Genomic DNA, 16,909 nt, shown 5'->3' on the forward strand with positions numbered 1-16,909 from the left:
CCAGCACCTGTAGTTGGCGTAAATTGACGCTCCTCCCGGACAGGCTTGGACTGCGCCATGACCTTCGCACATCGCTACGTCGGAGCGGACAGCCTGCCTGCCAGGCTGTCCGAGTTTGACGTCGAGCAGTACTTCACGCTCACCAAGGCGGACGTCTCGGCGCTGTGCGAACGGTTTCGCGCCGACCGGCGCGTGCCGGCGGCGATATTGCTTCTGCATCTGCGTGCCAGCGGCCGACCCCTGAACCGCGTCGCCGTCGTTCCCAAAAACCTCCTGCGTACGGTCAGCGACGCCCTGGGCGCGCACACGTTGACCATCGCCAGCCTACGGTCGCTCTACGAGCGTCGCCCTACCCTCTACAAGCATGAGCGGTGGGCCAAGGACCACCCGGGCCTGCAGGATCTCGACGACACGAAGACCGTCGAACTACAAGAGCTACTCGCAGTCGCGTCCGACCATGCGGCCCACCGGACGACCTCATCGGTACGGCGCGTACCTGGCTGTACGAACGCTGCATCCTGATTCCTGGTTTTCGCAGGCTCGTCGACTGGGCCCGCGCCGCATTTGCGGTCGCCGAATCCAGGATGTTGGCCGCAATCTGGACTGCAGTCGGAGCGGCTGCTATCCGGCGATGCTGGGAGTCGGCGTACACGGCCCGTGAGGGCGAGGAAATGACGAACCTGGAGTGGCTCAAGGCCCCTCCTGGTCGGCATGCACCGAGCACCCTGGCCGAAACCTTGGCGAAGATCCGCAGCCTGAAGGAACTCGAAGTGCACCAGTGGGCGCTCGATGCCATCGCCTTGGCGAAGCAGCAGGCCTATGCCGCCCATGTCCAACTGCGGCGCCCGTCGATGACCCTGCGCATTGAGCGGAACCGGCAGGACTTAGAGATCGTCTGCTTCCTGCGGGTGACGCTGCTCGAACTCACCGACACCACCCTGCTGCAGGCCACCCGCCGAAGCCAGCAACTATTTCGGGAAGCAGCTGAGCGCGTGCAGGCCAGGCGGTCCAGCCACAACGCGTCGTTGTTGCGAAGCGCCGTGAAGGCCAAAGCCATTCTGGCGGACGACGCCAGGGACTGGCGCGAGCGCGTGCTCCAGGCCCGCGCGGCGCTCGCAGACATCGGCGACGCGACGGTAGGCAGCTTTGCGGCGCAGGTGCGTCGGTCACTCGCCGAGGACAGCCGACGGGTCCATGCCTGCCTCGCCGGCTTGCGCGCCCTTGATTTCGCGGGCAAGCCGGATGACCGGGGCTTCGCGCAATGGCAAGCCTGGTCCAGGCTTCAGGAGGCAAGCGCAGGCGCTTCCGACGCGTTCGGAGACGCGGTGCCGACCCCACCAGTTGGCGCCGCTTGGAGCCCTCTGATACACGATCTGGATCCGAAGTCCGGGTATCGCGCCTTCGAGGCCTGCGCCCTGATGTCGTTGCGCCGCAGCCTGCGGCGCGGCAGCGTCTGGGTCGATCATTCGATGGTCTTCCGGGACCGCAAGGCTCTGCTGATCAGCGACGACGAATGGACGGCAAACGCGATCAGCACCTGCAGATCCTGGGGCACCCCTCGGATCCCAGGGAGTTCATCGGGCCGTTGTTGGCAGCCGTCTCCGCCGGCCTTTCCGTGTTGGCCGAGGCGGTCCAGCGCGGACGCGTCGAAATCGGCGGCGACCGCCTGCTGCACATTCCGCCGCTGAGCGCTCTGCCCGATGACATCGAGCCGCGCAAGACCCGCGAGGCCGTGTTCCAGCGCATCGGCGACGTTCAACTGCCCGACATCCTGATGGAAGTCGATGCGGCCACCCATTTCAGCGAAGCGTTGCTCGCCCGCCGTGCCGACTCCGCCGACGAACTGTTCGCCTTGTACGGCGCACTCTTGGCCCACGGCACTGACAACGACGCCAAGGGCGTCAGCACCATGATTCCCGGGATCGACGTGGCGCAGATCGCAGTCGCGATGCGCGCCCTGGAGCAGCCCGGCCGCCTGCGTCGAGCCAACGATTGCGTGACGCAGTTCCAGAGCCGCGTGCCCATCGCCGCGTACTGGGGTGACGGCGACAAGGGTTCTGCCGACATGATGGCGCTGGCTGCAAGCAGGCAACTGTGGACGTCACGGGCCGATCCGCGCCGACGCACCTACGCCGCCGGCATCTACACCCACGTGCGCGACCGCTGGGGCATCTTCTATGACCAGCCCATCGTGCTCAACGAGCGACAGGCCGGCGCCGCTGTCGAGGGTGTCGAAGCGCAGAACCGGACCAACGACCGCATCCGTATCTCCCTGATCGCTGTCGACACGCACGGTTTCACGAGCGTCGCGATGGCCATTGCAAAACTCCTGGGGTTCGACTTGTGCGCGAGATTGCGCAATCTGAGCGAGCGCAAGCTGTTCATGCCTCGCGGCTGGGCGGTTCCACAGGAGCTTGAGGCAGTAACTGTTCGCCAGGTATCGCTGACCGCGATCGAGCGCGGCTGCTGCGACTGGTCGCCTCGATTCGCACCGGCAAGGTGTCGGCGGCACAGGCGATCCAGCGCCTCGGTTCGGCGGCGATCGGTGATCCCTTGCACCGCGCGGCCGAGCACCTGGGGCGACTGCTGCGCACTCTCTTCTTGTGCGACTACTTAGCCATCGACGCGTTTCGTCGGGAGATCCACACGCTGCTCCACCGGGGCGAGTCGGTTCACCAGTTGCAGCGGGCGATCTACACCGGCAAGGTTGCGCCCGAGCGTGGCCGTAGACGCGACGAGATGATGGCGATCTCCGGCTCGCACGCGTTGCTGACGAACATCGTGCTGGCCTGGAACACGAGTCGCATGAACGACGTCGTCGACAAGCTGCGAAAGGATGGCGTGGCCATGGAGGACGACTGGCTGCGCCGCATCGGGCCAGCCCACTTTGGGCACATCAATTTCCGAGGCACGTTCAGCTTCGCCCTCGGCCCCTACGCCGATGCGCTGGTACATCCGCGTCCTGGCAGGGCGCGTATCAAAACGCTGCAGTGACCAACGACTGTGAGCCGTTTGCCTAGCCGCGGCGTTGGCTCCGGAATTCAGACGCTGGCGTATCAATCCGCACGGAAAGCACTGCGGATTCAACCGGTCGATGCAACGATCTGACTGAACATCTCAGCCGGTGTTTGGAAGTCGAGAGTCTTCCTGGGACGCTCGTTCAACTTCCGCGCCAATGCATTGAGTTTGGCCTGTGAGAATGCCGAGACATCGATGCCTTTGGGAAGGTACTGCCTCAGCAGCCCGTTCGTATTCTCGTTGGTTCCGCGCTGCCAAGGATTCTGAGGATCGCAGAAGAAGACCTGGATGTCGGTCGCCAAGGTGAACTGCTTGTGGCCCGCCATCTCTTTGCCTCGATCCCAGGTGAGCGACTTGTAGAGCTCCTGCGGCAGCTTGCGAGCATTCTTGATCAGCGCGTTGACGACGGTCTCCGTGTCCTTGCCGGTGACCTTCACGAGCATCACGTAGCGCGTCTGACGCTCAACCAGCGTGGCGATCTGGCTGTTGGAGCTTCCGAACAGAAAGTCGCCTTCCCAGTGACCAGGGACTGCTCGGTCCTCAACCGTGGCCGGTCGCTCGCTGATCGAGACGGCGTCGACGATTCTCCCGTGGGCGTCGGTCTTCTGCGTGTGATGGCGCGAGCGGCGCATGCCTCGCGTTCGTCTCAGGTGCTGCAGCAACTCCTTCTTCAAGGCCCCGCGGGCTTGAATGAACAGGCTACGGTAGATGGTCTCGTGTGACACGTGGCAGGTCTCGTCGCAAGGGTAAGTGTGTTTGAGCCACCCCGCAATCTGCTCCGGAGACCATTGCAGGCCAAGTTTGTCCGTGACGATGCGCGCCAAGATCCGGTTTTCGGCCAGCTTGCAGCGCTTGGGCCGATGAGCCCGATCCCAGGCTGCCTGGTCGGCCTGGGTCGCCCGATAGCATCCCGGACCACCATTGCGCTTGATCTCGCGGCTGATAGTGGACGCGGCTCGACCAAGGATCACGGCGATCGCGCGAATCGAGAAGCCAGCCACCATGGCACGCGAGATCTCCTCGCGCTCGGCGAGCGTCAGTGCCATCGATGAACGGCTTCGCTCCGGCGGCCGAATGCCGCCGGTACGCGACAGGATTCCCTGTATCGACGTGTGAGACCGATTGAACAGCTGAGCGATCTGATGGAGGGTCCATCCCTGCCTCCATCGCTCCCACATCAATGCCTTCTGGCTGTCTGTGTAGTAGGTTCTTGTCCTGTACGCCATCTGCAACACTCCTTCTGCCTACGGCAGCTTCAGTGTGTTGCATCGACCGGTTGAATCCGCAACAAAGAGCGGGCATTGGGCGCTTTCATAAGGGTTGTCGCGATTGAGGTTTTTTTGAGCAACCGTATCAATCTGCACCGAAGATACGATCACCCCCTTGAGCGAGTCGTCGCAGGTTTCCAGCACCAAGGTGCACGATCTGTACGGTAGAAACGCCAGGAGCCTGCCAGACATCGTGTCACCTCAGCTCGGATCGGTCTGGCGCGATGCCATCTCGGGCTACGACCGGGAGCGCGCCTTTCGAGCGCTGGAAGTGGCCACGCTTTTGGCGCTGCGTCGTCCGTGCGCAACGGCTCGGTGTGGATCGACCATAGCCCGACGTTTCGTGGCCGAGAGCGCCTATTCCTGCCCGCCGATCGCTGGCAAGCCGAAGCCAAGCGGAACTACGCTCGGCTGTCGCGGCCGACCAACCCCGGAGGAATTCCTTGTTCCGCTCCTGATGCGCGTGCATGCCGGCGTCCAAGCCGTGGCTGTCGCCGCTCGTTCCGGCGGGCTGCGCATCGACGATGAACTGCACCTCTCGGCGCTCCCGGCGGACGATGAAGATCCTCAGGTCGACAATCTGCGCGCCAGGCATGCGGCGGCCTCGATCTGGCCGACCGCGAAGTGATTCGCATGAAACCCGAGCGATGTCAGATGAATTGCCGGTCGACCGCGTCAATCGATCGGAGGATCTACTTTGGTACCACTTCCCGAAAACCATCTTTGGATGCATCGAGGATCGCCCCGGCACTGATCCTTCAGCGATCCCTTGCGGAGCATTGGCGCGCTGCGCGCAAGCTGGCTTACTGATGGCTCTTGGAATCCATCCGGACATCGAGTGACAACCATCAGTGTGATCGTGGCGGCCAGTCCACATGACGTTCAGGCCGACGGCATCGAAGCCGCGCTTCGGAGCTATCCGGATATTGCGGTCGTCGGCGGCGGTGTGCTCAAGCTCGCCGACGTGCCCGCCGCGCTCGCGACCATCCCCGACTCGCAGGTCTGCGCGCTGATCCTCGTCGGCCCCGAAGCCACCGTGCGACAGCAGGAGCTGCGTTGGTTGACCGAACGAATGCGACTTGTCGTGATGTGCGTGGAGGTCGCCGGTGACGTCGTGCGGTTGGCCCTGAGGGATGCCGGGCTCGTTACGTTGATCGACTTGTTGCGCGACCTGGTGGAACGCGCCGCACGCGCTCCGCTCGATCGCGTCGCGCGCCTGAAGCTTCCGGATGCCTCCGTTGCCGTCACTGCGATGACACCGTCGGGCGACCGCCCTCTGTTGGCCGCCGCGCTGGATTGGATCCAGGCCCTCATGCGCCGTGCCGGATTCGAGCTTGGCGGCGAGATGGCCACCCATGGCATGACCCAAGGCCCGCTCGTCGATGCGCAGCGCGCCGAACCCGCCACGACGCGCATTGCACTGCCGAACGAGACGGATGTCGCGACGGCCGATGCGGCACTCACCGATGCCCTGGCGCACGCCGACATCATGTCCGAGCCGATTGCAGCCCTTTCGCGTCGTCTCGCGCTCACGCCGATCGAGTTCCGATTTGTCTTGTTGGCCCTGGCGCCGGAACTCGACTCGGCCTACCAGAACTTCATGGCAAGGCTGTTGCATCAGGATGCCTGGCGTTTCGGCACCTTGGGCCTCTGTGCGGCCTTGCTGGGTGACCCGGTGCAGGTGCGTCAGCATCTCGCCAAGTCCGGCAACCTCATGCGCTGGCGGCTGCTCGACACCAAAAGCGGACCGGCACTGCCCGGCGCCGACGAGGCGCTGCGCCTGGACGGCTCCGTCGTCGATTGGTTGCTGGGAGATCCCGACGCGCTAGAGCAGGACGTCCGTCTGCACCGCGTGCTGCGACCGACGGCGTGGCCCGGTGCGAGCCTGATCACAAGCGACCCGGACGTCCTGCCGGTCGCGCGCCTGCTGCAGCGTCTGCAGTTGCCCGCGACAGCGGAAGGCCGGGATCCGCACTGGCTGCTGTTCAACGGTGATCAGACTGCCACTTGGCACGCGACGCTCGAACGCGCCGCAGTGTTGCTGCACCACCCACTCCTTCGGGTACAGGCCCATCGCATTGCGGCGCTCGACGTTGCCGAGAACGGCGAAACCGCGCGGCGACTATTGCGCCTGGCCAAGTTGACGCGTCGGCCGCTGCTGCTCGATGCCACGACGGTGACGGCCACCGCCGATAGCGAAGACGCATTGCGACATCTGGTGGCCATTTTCTCGGCGATGGGCTGTCGCGCAGGGATCATCTGCACCAACCTGTCGTGGTGCATCGGCTTGCTGAGCGGCAATCGCATCGAAGTGGTGCCCGACAGCTGCCTGCCGCAACTCGCGCGGCGCCGCAGTTTGCAGGCGGCCACGCAGCAGATGGGCCTCGCCCTTGACGAAGAGTTGCTCGATTCCCTAGAGCAGCAGGTCCCGCTGCAAGCCGACGGCTGGGAGCGAGCGCTGCGACTGACACGTGCCCGCGGTCAACCGGACGACAGCCCGGCGCAGCGCACGCAGCGGTTCGTCGCAGCCTGCCGCGACGTCGCCGCGGCAACGATTTCGGATATGGCAGTCCGCCTCCAGCCCCATTGCACGATCGATGACGTGGTGCTGCCGGACGAGCGCAAGCAGCAGCTACGGCAGATCGTGGACAGCGTGAAATTCGCGCGACGGGTGCTCGATGAGTGGAAGTTCGGCGAGCAGCTCAACTACGGCCGTGGCGTCTGTGCCCTCTTCCACGGGCCGAGCGGCACGGGCAAGTCGATGTCTGCACTCGCCATTGCCCAGGCTCTCAACAGTCAGGTACTCCGAATCGACCTCTCGCAGGTGGTCAGCAAGTACATCGGCGAAACCGAGAAACACCTGGACGCGGTGTTCCGCGATGCGTCGCAGTGCGGTGCCGTTCTGTTGGTCGATGAGGCTGATGCGCTGCTCGGCAAGCGGGGCGAGCTCAAGGATGCCCACGATCGCTATGCCGCGCAGGAGGTCTCCTATCTTCTCACCCGCATCGAGTCGTATGACGGCGTGGCGGTCTTCACTACCAACGCCCGCCAAAGCATCGACCCCGCGTTCCTGCGACGCCTTCGCTTCATCGTCGAGTTTCCGCGCCCCGATGCCGAAGCGCGCGAAGACATCTGGCGTCGTTGCCTGGGAACCGGCAGTCACGAACTTCATGATGCCGCCTACCGTCAGCTCGCCCGCAAGCTTGACCTGACCGGCGGCCACATCCGGCAGATCGCCTTGCAGGCCGCATTCCTCGCCGCCGCGGCCGACCGGAAGATCACGCTGGCAGACATCGCCGCGGCAAGTCGCGCCGAGCTCGCCAAACTCGGCCTGCCGCCGATTGCCATCGAGCCGATCGTGCTCAACAGGGTAGCGTGATGAGCGCCGATGCCATCTTCAATACGACCCAGGCGCTGACAGCGCGATTGCAGGTCGCGCTCACCGCATCCACGGTCCCCGGCACGGTGTTCGTGGGACCGCTCGACGACCCGGACGCCACGGGCGCGGCGCTGATTCTTTTCCTGTATCGCGTCATGCCCAATGCAAGTCTGCGCAATCGCGAAAGGCGCCTGCTTGACGCCAGGACACCGCCGCAGATCGTCGTTTACCGGGATTCGCTGCCGCTGGACCTGTACTTCCTCATCACCGTCGGCACCCGACCCGGCCAGAGCGAAGAACCTCTGCTCCGCGCGCTCGGCTACGCGATACGCGAGCTTCAAGTCGATCCCGACCTGACGGGGCCGGCAGTCAACCACGAAACCGTGCACGTTTCCCTCGAGCCGCTGAGTACCGATGAAATCAGCCGCGTCTGGAACCTGTTCCCGGCGGCCAACTACCGTACTTCGGTGGCCTACGTGGCGTCACCGGTGTGGATCGATCCCGCTCAGCCGGCCGCCGAGGCCGCGCCGGTCGGTGAAGACAGCGTGCGCACCGCGCCGGGCGGCACGGAAGGCCCGCCATGACCGCACCATTCGTGCTCAAAGCCCCGCCGGAGACGGCCTGGCAACGCCGCCTCCGTTTCGTGGTGGAAGCCATCGACGCAGTCAACGGCGAGTTGATTCGCGACGGCATCGAAGTGCGCGTGGCCGGCCTCGCCGGAAAGCCCGTCGTGAACTTCGGAGGCCGCTTCGTGTGGCTGGCCGAGCCCGGCGCCGTCCCCACCGAGGTGAGCGTCGATCCCAAGGCGCTGCCCTATCTGCCGGCGAGCGTGGCCGCTCCCGCGCCGCCCGGGCCGCCGCCGGCCAAACAGTACGACGTTGTCCGTGTCGAACTCGCGCCCACGCCGGCCTATCCCTTCGAAACCGGCACCACCGGCGTACGCGGCACGCTCGTCCGCGCCGCTGCGGCACTGCCGATGGTGGCCCTGCCTTTCGATCGCATCTGGCTGCAGTGGCAGGACGACAACCAACCCCCACCCGCCTGGAACGACGCTCCAGTTCCATCCCTGACCGATGCCGCCGGCGATTTCGCCGTGATCGTGCGGCTCGGTCCCAATCAGGTCGCGCGCACCGACGCACAAGGTCGCATGCGCGTGCGCGTCGCCGCCACCCATGGCGGCGTCACGATGTTCTCGCCAGAACATCAGATCCGCCCCGGCTACGTCGCGGACGTGCCGAGCTTCGCGTGGGACCAGTTCACGAACGTCTGAAACCGGCTCGAGGAGAACACCGCCATGACACAGGATTCGTCGCAAGACACCAACACCGACCCCAAGTGTGGCAAGGACCCCGCGCCGCAGCCCCACGGCAAGGCTCCCGACGCGGACTGCACCAAGCCGCCGTACAAGAACGAGCCCCCGCCCCTCACGCCGCCGCCCGATCCCTGCGAGACCTGCTGCAGTTGCCCGCCGGCGCCCGAGCCCGAGAAGGGCTGTCTCGACGACCTGATCCGTGCCGAAGCCGCCACCGCGGCCATCGGCGAAGAAGCCAAGAAGTCGAAGGCGGAGCTCGAAGGCTTCCTGGCCAAGATGAAGGCCGCGAGCGCAAAGTACACCCCGGAGGCGTACACGGATCTCCTCAAACGCTGGCAGGACAACGACAAGCTGATTTGCGAAGTGATTCGCAAACTGCTCTGCAATGTGCCCTGCTGGTGGTGCGTAATCGAGTGCGAGATCTGCCCGCTCATCAACACCATCGCTGCGGATGAGCGGCGCCTCAAGGGCACCAACGTGCTCTACACCACCACGAACAGCCTCTACGACCAGCGTTACTGGTGGTGGCGCGAGCGCGAAATCCAGGCGGACGCGTTCGACAGCGTCAACAAGGTGATGCTGGCGTGGCAGGACCCGTTCACCACCATCGACGCCGCCTTGAAGGCGAACCTGGCAGACGCCACCGCGGCCAACACGGGCAAGATGCTGGGCCCGGAGCTCAACAAGCTGCTGTACGACGTGTTCTTCAGGATCGTGCCGCTGCATCTGGCGATCGCGCCACCCGCTGACGTCGCCGTAACCTGCGTGCAGAAGAAGTTCGTCGCGCTGTGCGGCTGCGACAAGCCCAACTCCCGCGACGACTGCTGCGGCCCCAACATCGGCCTGTCAAACATCCGGGAGCGGTTGGTCGGGCCGCAGCCCTTCCTGATCAAGCCCGAGTTGTTCCCGGACCTGATCTGCTGCCTGGCGACCAATGCGTATCGCCCCGCCAAGGCGGCGCTCGCCAAGGCCAGTGCCGAATTCGCCGCCGTCGACGCGGAAATCACCAGCCTCAAGGCCGGCATCGACGCGCGCATCAAGAGCCTGCCGGCCGACGCGAAGATTCGCCTTGGCAAGCCGATCGAGTGCAAGGACTACCAGCCGAAGACCAACGGCGGCGGCAGTGGCGGCAGTGGCAGCGGTGGCGGCACGCCCACCACCAAGTGCTGCGGCGACGGCGGCGCAACGGCCCAGACGCCACCCGCGGGCACAGCGACGCCCACCGGCAATCCCAATTCAGCGTCCTGACGACCAGGCGGAGGAACTCTCATGCCCGAATACCTAAGACCCGGCGTATTCATCGAAGAGATCGAGCGTGGACCGCGCCCGATCGAAGGTGTGCCGACCAGCACCGCGGCATTCCTTGGCGCGGCGGAGCGAGGCCCCACGAAGCCACTCATGGTGACGAGCTACAAGGAGTACTCCCGCTACTTCGGCGGGGTGTTCGGAGAAGGCAATTTCCTGCCCTACGCCGCCAGCGGATTCTTCGAGAACGGCGGCAAGCGATTGTTCGTCTGTCGTCTCGTCGACCAGGATGCGACGCCCGCGCAGGCGGACGCCGGTGACTTCTTCCTGCGGGCAGCCGGCGCCGGCAGCTGGGGCAAACGCGTGTGGGCCAGGGTGGGCGAGAGCATCACGCGCGACAAGAACAACATCCCCGTGGGCTTTCGGCTGAGAGTCGCGTACTTCGCCGAGGGCGACGAGATATACGATCCCTTCGACAGCGCCAACGATGCGCGTTCGCCGCGCCCCTACGTTGAAGACTACAACGATCTCGTCGTCAACGAGAAGCTCCCGGACTACTACGGCAAGCGGCTCAACTTCATCGATATGGACAAGGGCCCGAAGAACCAGGGCCCGGACGCCTCGGCGCTGATTGTCCTGGTGCGCAAGTCGGGCGTCGCGGCGGGAGTAGCGCCCGCTGCGTTCAACGGCCTGCTGGCCGACCAGGGCGAAGACGGCGGTGACCTCGACGTCACCGACTATGCGGGCGCCGTTGCGGGGCAACGCGCCGAAGAGCAGGGTCTCGCGGCGCTCGAACTCGACCCATACCGCGAAGTCGCGCTGGTCTACGCGCCGGATGTCGACCCGGCCACGCGGCTCGCGATCATCGGACACTGCGAGCGCATGCGCTTCCGCTTCGCCGTCATCGATGCCAGCAAGGGCAGCGCCAATCCCACTGGACTCGATCCGCGCACCACCATCACCGACTCCAGCTACGCCTCGTTCTACTACCCGTGGCTCGCCATCTCCGATCCGAGCACCGGGGCGCGCAAGATCGTCCCGCCGGGCGGTCACATGCTGGGGGTGTTCGCGCGCACCGATGTCGAGCGCGGCGTCTTCAAGGCACCCGCCAACGAGATCGTGCGCGGCGCGCTCGATCTCGAATACGACATCAACGACGCGCACCAGGAGACGCTCAATCCGCGGGGAGTGAATGCCATCCGGCGCTTTCCCGGCCGCGGCATCCGCGTCTGGGGCGCACGCACGCTGGCCTCCAACAGCCTGTGGAAGTACGTGCCCGTGCGGCGGCTGTTCATCTTCATCGAACGCTCCATCTACGAAGGCACGCAATGGGTGGTGTTCGAGCCCAACGAACCGAAGCTGTGGGCGCGGGTCAGTGATACGACCCGCTTGTTCCTGCGCACCCAGTGGCGCGAAGGTGCGTTGTTCGGACGCAAGGAAGAGGAAGCGTTTCACATCACCTGCGATGAGACCGTGATGTCGCGCGACGACATCCTCAACGGAAAACTCATCTGCGAAATCGGCATCGCGCCGGTACGTCCCGCGGAGTTCGTGATCTTCCGCATCTTCCAGAACACGGCGGAAGCGCCGCGCTAACGGGGAGCCACCATGGCACGCAATGATCCTTTGCGAAATTTCCGCTTCCGCCTCGAGATCGACAACCTCGCCATTGCCGGATTCAGCGAAGTCGCCATCGCCGAGACCATGGTCGAGGCCATCGACTATCGCGAGGGCACCGATCCGCCGCACGTGCGCAAGCTCTCCGGGCTCACCAAGTACGGAAACATCACGCTCAAGTACGGCATTTCGATCGGCACCGGCTCGCTCGACCTGTTCAACTGGCACGCCGCGGTGTCGGCCGGGCAGGTCCTGGAGCAGCGCAAGCGCATCACCATCGTGGTCCAGGACGAGGCCGGCCAGGACAAGACCCGCTTCGTCGTCACCGACGCGTGGCCGGTCAAGTACGACCCGAGCGACCTGAATGCCAAGGGCAATGAAGTGATGATCGAACTGCTCGAATTCGTCAACGAAGGCATCGAGCGCAAGAACTGAGGTACCCAGTCATGAACACCGGCAACCCGGGTTTCCAGACCGAAATCGAGTTCGAACTGCCGCGCGGCTATGTCGACAACGCCGGCACCCTCCACCGTCGCGGCGTCATGCGGCTCGCCACCGCCGCGGACGAAATCCTCCCGCTGCGCGACCCGCGCGTGACGCAGAACGAGGCCTACCTCACGGTCATCGTGCTGTCGCGCGTCATCGTGCGCCTGGGTTCGCTCGCCGATATTCACACCGGCGTCATCGAAGGCTTGTTCGCCGGCGACCTGGCCTATCTGCAGCGTCTGTACGAACACTTCAACGGCGATGAAGAGACCGCGCAGGGCAGCCCCAAGCCTGCGGTCAACGGCGGCGGCCCGGCGCTGCGCAGGATGACCGCGCTGGGGGAAGTCTGATGGCCTATCCCGTGAAGACGCTCTACGAGGAAATGGCCTTCATCGCTATGCATTTCCACTGGTCGCATGGCGATCTCATGCGGCTGGAGCACCGCGAGCGACGTCGCTGGTGCGCGGAAATCTCCGCCGTCAACCGTGCGCGCAACGGCACGCCTGCGAACCCGTTCGATTAGTGAGACAGATATGGCACGATTGGACCCGCTCCGAGGCTTTCGCTTCCTCGTCGAGATCGAGGGCATCGCGAGCGCGGCATTCGCGCGCGTCAAGGGGCTGTCGCGCGAGATCAAGCATGAATCGTTTCGCGAAGGCGGAGTCAACGACTACGAGCACAAGCTCGTCTCGCAAATCTCCTACCCGCCGCTGGTGCTGGAGCGCGGCCTGGCGTTCACCAACCTGTGGCAATGGACCCAGGACGTGGCCAACGGCGATGTCGTGCGCCGCAAGGTATCCATCCGCCTGCAAACCGAAGCTGGCGTGCCGGCAACGGGACTGGCCTGGCATGCGGACAGCGCATTCCCCGTGAAGTGGAGTTGCTCGGATCTCGACGCGTATTCGTCGCAGGTGCTCATGGAGAGCGTCGAACTTGCGCACCACGGCCTGCGGAGGGATCTATGAGGCCGCGCCTTCTGCGCACCCGCCTGCAGCGACGTCTGCGGCTCGCCCTGCACGTGGCGCCGGTCACCTCGTGGCGCCCGCTGTTGCTGCGCTGGCCGCGGAGCACGCGGCGCCCCGAAACGGAGATTGCGCGCGTCTCCGCGCACGCCGTTCATCGGCACCACAGCCTGGTGCTGCACCTTCACTACGCAGCGGCGACGGCGCCCGGCACGCCGCGCGTGGCCGCCGCCACCTCCCGCCCCACCGCCGCGCCGCTCATCGGCCGCAGCACCGCCGTCAAGCACACCGATCGGCGCGAACTGGCGCTGCATCACATGCGCATCCACGACACGCATCTGTATCGGCAATGGACCGGGTTCTCAATCCTGCGGAGCGAGCGCGTGCAGCTGATCGGCACTGCACGCACGGAATCGACGTACACGGACCGCTCGGTTCTCATGCCTGCGGCGCCCTCGCCTACCGCCGTTCCAGGTCGCGATGCCGCGACCTCCACGGCACGGCGTCCAGGTCGGGCTGCGATCGCGCTGCCGACGCTCATCGTGCGTGCACCCGCACCCGAGCAGGCAGTTCTTGACCGCTCACGCAGGCCATCGACCGTCGCGCCGCTGGTCTGGCGTGTTGCGCTGCCTGAGGCGGTCACGGTCACGGACGCTACGGCGGGCACGGACATCAGCGTCCCAGCGTCCACAGCCGCACCCGCGACCGCCTTCGCACGCGCTGCGCCGCCCGTCGCCGCTCCGGTCACAGCGAGCCAGGCACGCGAAGCGGTGCGCGCGAATCTGCTGGACCCCGCGATCGCCGACCGGCTGGCCGACGACGTGATCCGGCGCGTGGAGAAACGACTGCGAATCGAGCGCGAGCGGCGGGGAATCTGAATCATGGCGCAGCAGCAACTTAAGAAGGCCACCATCACCGTCCTCGCTGGCTCGGACCAGGGCAAGGTCATCGGCGTGCTGTTCAATCCGGCCGAATACAGCTTCGAGCGGACCAACGCCTACAAGGCACTCCCGATCCCCGGCCTCGGGACGCCGCTGATGCAGTTCGTCAACGGCGAACTCGATGCCTTGTCGATGGAGCTGTTCCTCGACGACTACACCGATCCGGAAGGTCCCACGTCCCGCGAGAAGAAGGAACAGAAGCCCCTGCTCGCACGGCTCAAGGCCATTTCCAAGCTGCTCGAGATTGATCGCGACCTGCACGCGCCGTCGCCGGTGCGTTTCAACTGGGGTCCGATGGAGTTCACCGCCGTCATCGACAAGCTGGGCCGCAAGGTGACGCGATTCCATCCCGACGGCACGCCGGCTCGCGCCAGCCTGTCTGTGAGTTTCAAGGAATACCGCACGCTGCGGCGCCAGCTCGAAGAGCCGCGGCGCGAGTCGGCGGACAAGAGCAAGCGTCGTGTGATCGTCGGGCGCGACAGCCTGTGGCTGCTGGCCTCGCGCGAGTACGACGACCCGAACGAATGGGTCCGCATCGCGAAGGCCAACGATCTCGACGACCCGCGAGAAATCGCTCCCGGTGACTGGCTTATCGTCCCTCTCATGGAGAATCCTGGTGGAACTGGCGACCCTCTCTAGGAAATACGGCGAGTTCTACGCGCCGGCCTTTTCGATCCGCGTGGGCGCGGATGACCTGATTCGTGACGCGCTCGTCGCGATTTCGCAGGTGGAGGCGGACCTGGTGCTGGGCGCTGCGAGCCGTTTCAGCTTCACGGTGGTCGACGCCTACAGCATCGAGAAGCGCGCGTTTTACACCGGTCGCGGGAAGAACCTGCTCGACCTGCTGACCTTCGGCGCGCAGGTCGACGTCTACATGGGGTATGGCGACGCGCGCACCATGCCGCGCATCGTGAGCGGGCTGATCACCGAGATCACGACCAATTTCCCGGAGTCGGGCACCCCGGAGTTGTCGATTGCCGGCTACGACAACTCCTTCCCGCTGACCAATGGCAAGAGTTCTCGCACCTGGACCAAGTCGCGAGACAGCGACGCGGTGCACGAGATCGCGAGCTTCCACAACCTCAACGCCGAAGTCGAAGACACGAAGGAGCAGCACACGCAGATCGAGCAGAACAACGAGAGCGACTTCGAGTTCTTGAAGAAGCTCGCGGACCGCAATCACTTCGAGATCTATGTCGACGAACAGCGCACGTTGCATTTTCACAAGCCGAAGGACAAGGCGGACGCGGTCGTGAGGCTCGCCTGGGGCGAAGGCCTGCTGTCCTTCAAGCCAGAAGCCAACCTCGCAGGGCAGGTCACCCGAGTCGAGGTGCGCGGCTGGAATCCCAAGACCAAAGAGACCATCGTCGGCAAGGCGCAGGCGGGCGAGGAATCGGGACTCGACGGCAAATCCCGGAGCGCTGGCGATCGGCTCAAGACGTTCGTCAAGGATTCCTCCAAGCAACCCACGCTGCGCCTGCGCCAGCCCGTGTTCACGCAGGCCGAGGCGAACGCTCGCGCCAAGGCTGCGCTCAACGAGCGCGCGAAGCAGTTCCTGACAGGCGATGCCGACGCGCTCGGGCTCCCCGAGATCCGACCCGACCGCAACGTGCAGCTGGACAACCTCGGCGCGCTGTTCTCGAAGGTCTACTACATCCAGCAGGCGACGCACAAGGTCGACGGCAATGGCTATCGCACCCGCTTTAAGGTGAAGGAGACCGCGCTATGAGTCTGGCAGCCGTGAGCACCGCGCCCCCCGAAACCGGCGTCGAAGACGGCGGCTACGTGAAAGGTGTCGGCATCGCCATCGTCACGCAGAACAAGGACCCGCAGGGCTGGGGGCGAGTGAAGGTGCGCTACACCTGGTTCGACCAGCCGCGCGAAAGCGACTGGACGCGCTGCGTGCAGCCCATGGCCGGCGACGGCCGGGGCTTCGCGATGATTCCCGAGGTGGGAGACGAGGTCGCGGTCTGCTTCGAACGCGGCGATCTGCGCTTCCCTATCATCCTGGGCGCCCTGTTCGGCGGCAAGGCCAAGACCCCTTTCGCCAACAGCGACGGCAAGAACGACCTGCGCGTCATCCAGTCGCGCGCCGGCCATCACCTGAGCTTCAACGACGGATCGCAGAAATCGCTCGAGCTGTCGCTCAAGGACGGCAAGAAGGTGCTCATCGACGACAACGGCGTCGCGGTGCAGGACGACAAGGGCAATCACTTCAAGATCGACAGCCGGAGCGGCGCCATCGAGATCAGCGCCAGCGGCAAGCTGACCATCAAGGCCGCGTCCATCGAGCTCACCGCCACCGGCACCTGCGACGTGAAGGCCAGCGGCAAGCTCGCGCTCAACGGTGCCACCGTAATGATCAACTGAGGAGCAACCAGCCATGGGACAACCTGCCGCGCGCGTCGGCGACACCAGCTCACACGGCACGCCGCTCGGCCCCGGGCCGGGCTGCCCGACGGTGCTCATCGGCGGCATGCCGGCGTGGCGCGCGGGTATCGACACGCACGCCTGCCCGCTGGTGGACGTTGCCAAGCCGCATCTTGGCGGGATGGTCGCGGTCGGCAGCACCACCGTGTTAATCGGCGGCATGCCCGCGGCGCGTGTCGGCGACAGCATCGTCGAGGCGGGTGCGCCCAACGCCATCGTGACCGGCGCGTTCACCGTGCTCATCGGGTGAC

General features: G+C 65.3%; 16 protein-coding genes and 2 pseudogenes. 17 read left to right on the top strand and 1 reads right to left on the bottom strand.

Annotated elements, in window-relative coordinates; genetic code table 11:
• Window positions 1–57 precede the first annotated feature (57 nt).
• Window positions 58–2,994 (top strand): annotated as a pseudogene (locus QTI17_RS35155) (Tn3 family transposase).
• 89 nt (window positions 2,995–3,083) lie between these two features.
• Here the strand turns inward: QTI17_RS35155 and QTI17_RS31290 are convergent.
• Window positions 3,084–4,244: an IS30 family transposase gene (locus tag QTI17_RS31290; protein WP_286537766.1), complete on the bottom strand. Its 1,161-nt coding sequence runs from the start codon at window positions 4,242–4,244 to the stop codon at window positions 3,084–3,086.
• A 187-nt stretch (window positions 4,245–4,431) separates the two neighbouring features.
• Between QTI17_RS31290 and QTI17_RS31295 the strand changes: the two are divergent.
• The 16 genes and pseudogenes from QTI17_RS31295 to QTI17_RS31370 all read left to right on the top strand — a co-directional run.
• Window positions 4,432–4,875: pseudogene (locus QTI17_RS31295) on the top strand (Tn3 family transposase); the annotation flags it as partial.
• 58 nt (window positions 4,876–4,933) lie between these two features.
• Window positions 4,934–5,128, top strand: coding sequence for a hypothetical protein (locus tag QTI17_RS31300; protein WP_286537768.1), 195 nt, complete (start codon window positions 4,934–4,936; stop codon window positions 5,126–5,128).
• Window positions 5,125–7,665 (top strand): ATP-binding protein, encoded by a 2,541-nt coding sequence (locus tag QTI17_RS31305; RefSeq protein WP_286537769.1) that lies wholly within the window; start codon window positions 5,125–5,127, stop codon window positions 7,663–7,665. The genes QTI17_RS31300 and QTI17_RS31305 overlap by 4 nt, the downstream gene beginning before the upstream one ends.
• On the top strand, window positions 7,665–8,249 hold the full coding sequence (locus tag QTI17_RS31310; RefSeq protein ID WP_286537770.1) for a Pvc16 family protein: 585 nt from the start codon (window positions 7,665–7,667) through the stop codon (window positions 8,247–8,249). The genes QTI17_RS31305 and QTI17_RS31310 overlap by 1 nt, the downstream gene beginning before the upstream one ends.
• Window positions 8,246–8,935, top strand: a complete 690-nt coding sequence (locus QTI17_RS31315) for a hypothetical protein (RefSeq protein WP_286537771.1) — start codon at window positions 8,246–8,248, stop codon at window positions 8,933–8,935. Before QTI17_RS31310 ends, QTI17_RS31315 begins: the two co-directional genes overlap by 4 nt.
• Window positions 8,936–8,959: 24 nt before the next feature.
• Window positions 8,960–10,225: a hypothetical protein gene (locus QTI17_RS31320; RefSeq protein WP_286537772.1), complete on the top strand. Its 1,266-nt coding sequence runs from the start codon at window positions 8,960–8,962 to the stop codon at window positions 10,223–10,225.
• Between the two features lie 150 nt (window positions 10,226–10,375).
• Window positions 10,376–11,818 (top strand): phage tail sheath family protein, encoded by a 1,443-nt coding sequence (locus QTI17_RS31325; RefSeq protein WP_286537774.1) that lies wholly within the window; start codon window positions 10,376–10,378, stop codon window positions 11,816–11,818.
• Between the two features lie 12 nt (window positions 11,819–11,830).
• The gene (locus QTI17_RS31330; RefSeq protein WP_286537775.1) at window positions 11,831–12,274 is read left to right on the top strand and encodes a phage tail protein; all 444 of its coding nucleotides are present in this window, start codon (window positions 11,831–11,833) and stop codon (window positions 12,272–12,274) included.
• Between the two features lie 11 nt (window positions 12,275–12,285).
• The gene (locus tag QTI17_RS31335) at window positions 12,286–12,675 is read left to right on the top strand and encodes a hypothetical protein (RefSeq protein ID WP_286537776.1); all 390 of its coding nucleotides are present in this window, start codon (window positions 12,286–12,288) and stop codon (window positions 12,673–12,675) included.
• Window positions 12,675–12,848, top strand: a complete 174-nt coding sequence (locus tag QTI17_RS31340; protein WP_286537777.1) for a DUF6760 family protein — start codon at window positions 12,675–12,677, stop codon at window positions 12,846–12,848. Before QTI17_RS31335 ends, QTI17_RS31340 begins: the two co-directional genes overlap by 1 nt.
• A 10-nt stretch (window positions 12,849–12,858) precedes the next feature.
• The gene (locus QTI17_RS31345) at window positions 12,859–13,290 is read left to right on the top strand and encodes a phage tail protein (protein ID WP_286537778.1); all 432 of its coding nucleotides are present in this window, start codon (window positions 12,859–12,861) and stop codon (window positions 13,288–13,290) included.
• Entirely contained in the window at window positions 13,287–14,165 is an 879-nt protein-coding gene (locus tag QTI17_RS31350; protein WP_286537780.1) for a hypothetical protein, read from the top strand. Before QTI17_RS31345 ends, QTI17_RS31350 begins: the two co-directional genes overlap by 4 nt.
• Before the next feature lie 3 nt (window positions 14,166–14,168).
• Window positions 14,169–14,867, top strand: coding sequence for a CIS tube protein (locus QTI17_RS31355; RefSeq protein WP_286537781.1), 699 nt, complete (start codon window positions 14,169–14,171; stop codon window positions 14,865–14,867).
• Window positions 14,845–15,957 carry a phage late control D family protein gene (locus tag QTI17_RS31360; RefSeq protein ID WP_286537782.1) on the top strand — a complete coding sequence of 371 codons (1,113 nt, stop codon included), beginning with the start codon at window positions 14,845–14,847 and terminating at the stop codon, window positions 15,955–15,957. The genes QTI17_RS31355 and QTI17_RS31360 overlap by 23 nt, the downstream gene beginning before the upstream one ends.
• Entirely contained in the window at window positions 15,954–16,598 is a 645-nt protein-coding gene (locus QTI17_RS31365; RefSeq protein ID WP_286537783.1) for a phage baseplate assembly protein V, read from the top strand. The genes QTI17_RS31360 and QTI17_RS31365 overlap by 4 nt, the downstream gene beginning before the upstream one ends.
• A gap of 13 nt (window positions 16,599–16,611) precedes the next feature.
• A complete protein-coding gene (locus tag QTI17_RS31370) occupies window positions 16,612–16,908 on the top strand; it encodes a PAAR domain-containing protein (RefSeq protein WP_286537784.1) in 297 nt (98 codons plus the stop codon).
• Window position 16,909 lies beyond the last annotated feature (1 nt).

The sequence above is a fragment of the Variovorax sp. J31P179 genome (assembly GCF_030316985.1).
In the GTDB taxonomy this organism is placed as follows: domain Bacteria; phylum Pseudomonadota; class Gammaproteobacteria; order Burkholderiales; family Burkholderiaceae_C; genus Variovorax; species Variovorax ginsengisoli_B.

Excerpts from the sequence above, each read along its gene's own strand:
- QTI17_RS31290 (WP_286537766.1), bottom strand. The coding sequence starts at position 4,244 with ATGGCGTACAGGACAAGAACCTACTACACAGACAGCCAGAAGGCATTG.
- QTI17_RS31300 (WP_286537768.1), top strand. The coding sequence starts at position 4,934 with ATGTCAGATGAATTGCCGGTCGACCGCGTCAATCGATCGGAGGATCTA.
- QTI17_RS31310 (WP_286537770.1), top strand. The coding sequence starts at position 7,665 with ATGAGCGCCGATGCCATCTTCAATACGACCCAGGCGCTGACAGCGCGA.
- QTI17_RS31315 (WP_286537771.1), top strand. The coding sequence starts at position 8,246 with ATGACCGCACCATTCGTGCTCAAAGCCCCGCCGGAGACGGCCTGGCAA.
- QTI17_RS31320 (WP_286537772.1), top strand. The coding sequence starts at position 8,960 with ATGACACAGGATTCGTCGCAAGACACCAACACCGACCCCAAGTGTGGC.
- QTI17_RS31325 (WP_286537774.1), top strand. The coding sequence starts at position 10,376 with ATGGTGACGAGCTACAAGGAGTACTCCCGCTACTTCGGCGGGGTGTTC.
- QTI17_RS31330 (WP_286537775.1), top strand. The coding sequence starts at position 11,831 with ATGGCACGCAATGATCCTTTGCGAAATTTCCGCTTCCGCCTCGAGATC.
- QTI17_RS31335 (WP_286537776.1), top strand. The coding sequence starts at position 12,286 with ATGAACACCGGCAACCCGGGTTTCCAGACCGAAATCGAGTTCGAACTG.
- QTI17_RS31340 (WP_286537777.1), top strand. The coding sequence starts at position 12,675 with ATGGCCTATCCCGTGAAGACGCTCTACGAGGAAATGGCCTTCATCGCT.
- QTI17_RS31345 (WP_286537778.1), top strand. The coding sequence starts at position 12,859 with ATGGCACGATTGGACCCGCTCCGAGGCTTTCGCTTCCTCGTCGAGATC.
- QTI17_RS31350 (WP_286537780.1), top strand. The coding sequence starts at position 13,287 with ATGAGGCCGCGCCTTCTGCGCACCCGCCTGCAGCGACGTCTGCGGCTC.
- QTI17_RS31355 (WP_286537781.1), top strand. The coding sequence starts at position 14,169 with ATGGCGCAGCAGCAACTTAAGAAGGCCACCATCACCGTCCTCGCTGGC.
- QTI17_RS31365 (WP_286537783.1), top strand. The coding sequence starts at position 15,954 with ATGAGTCTGGCAGCCGTGAGCACCGCGCCCCCCGAAACCGGCGTCGAA.
- QTI17_RS31370 (WP_286537784.1), top strand. The coding sequence starts at position 16,612 with ATGGGACAACCTGCCGCGCGCGTCGGCGACACCAGCTCACACGGCACG.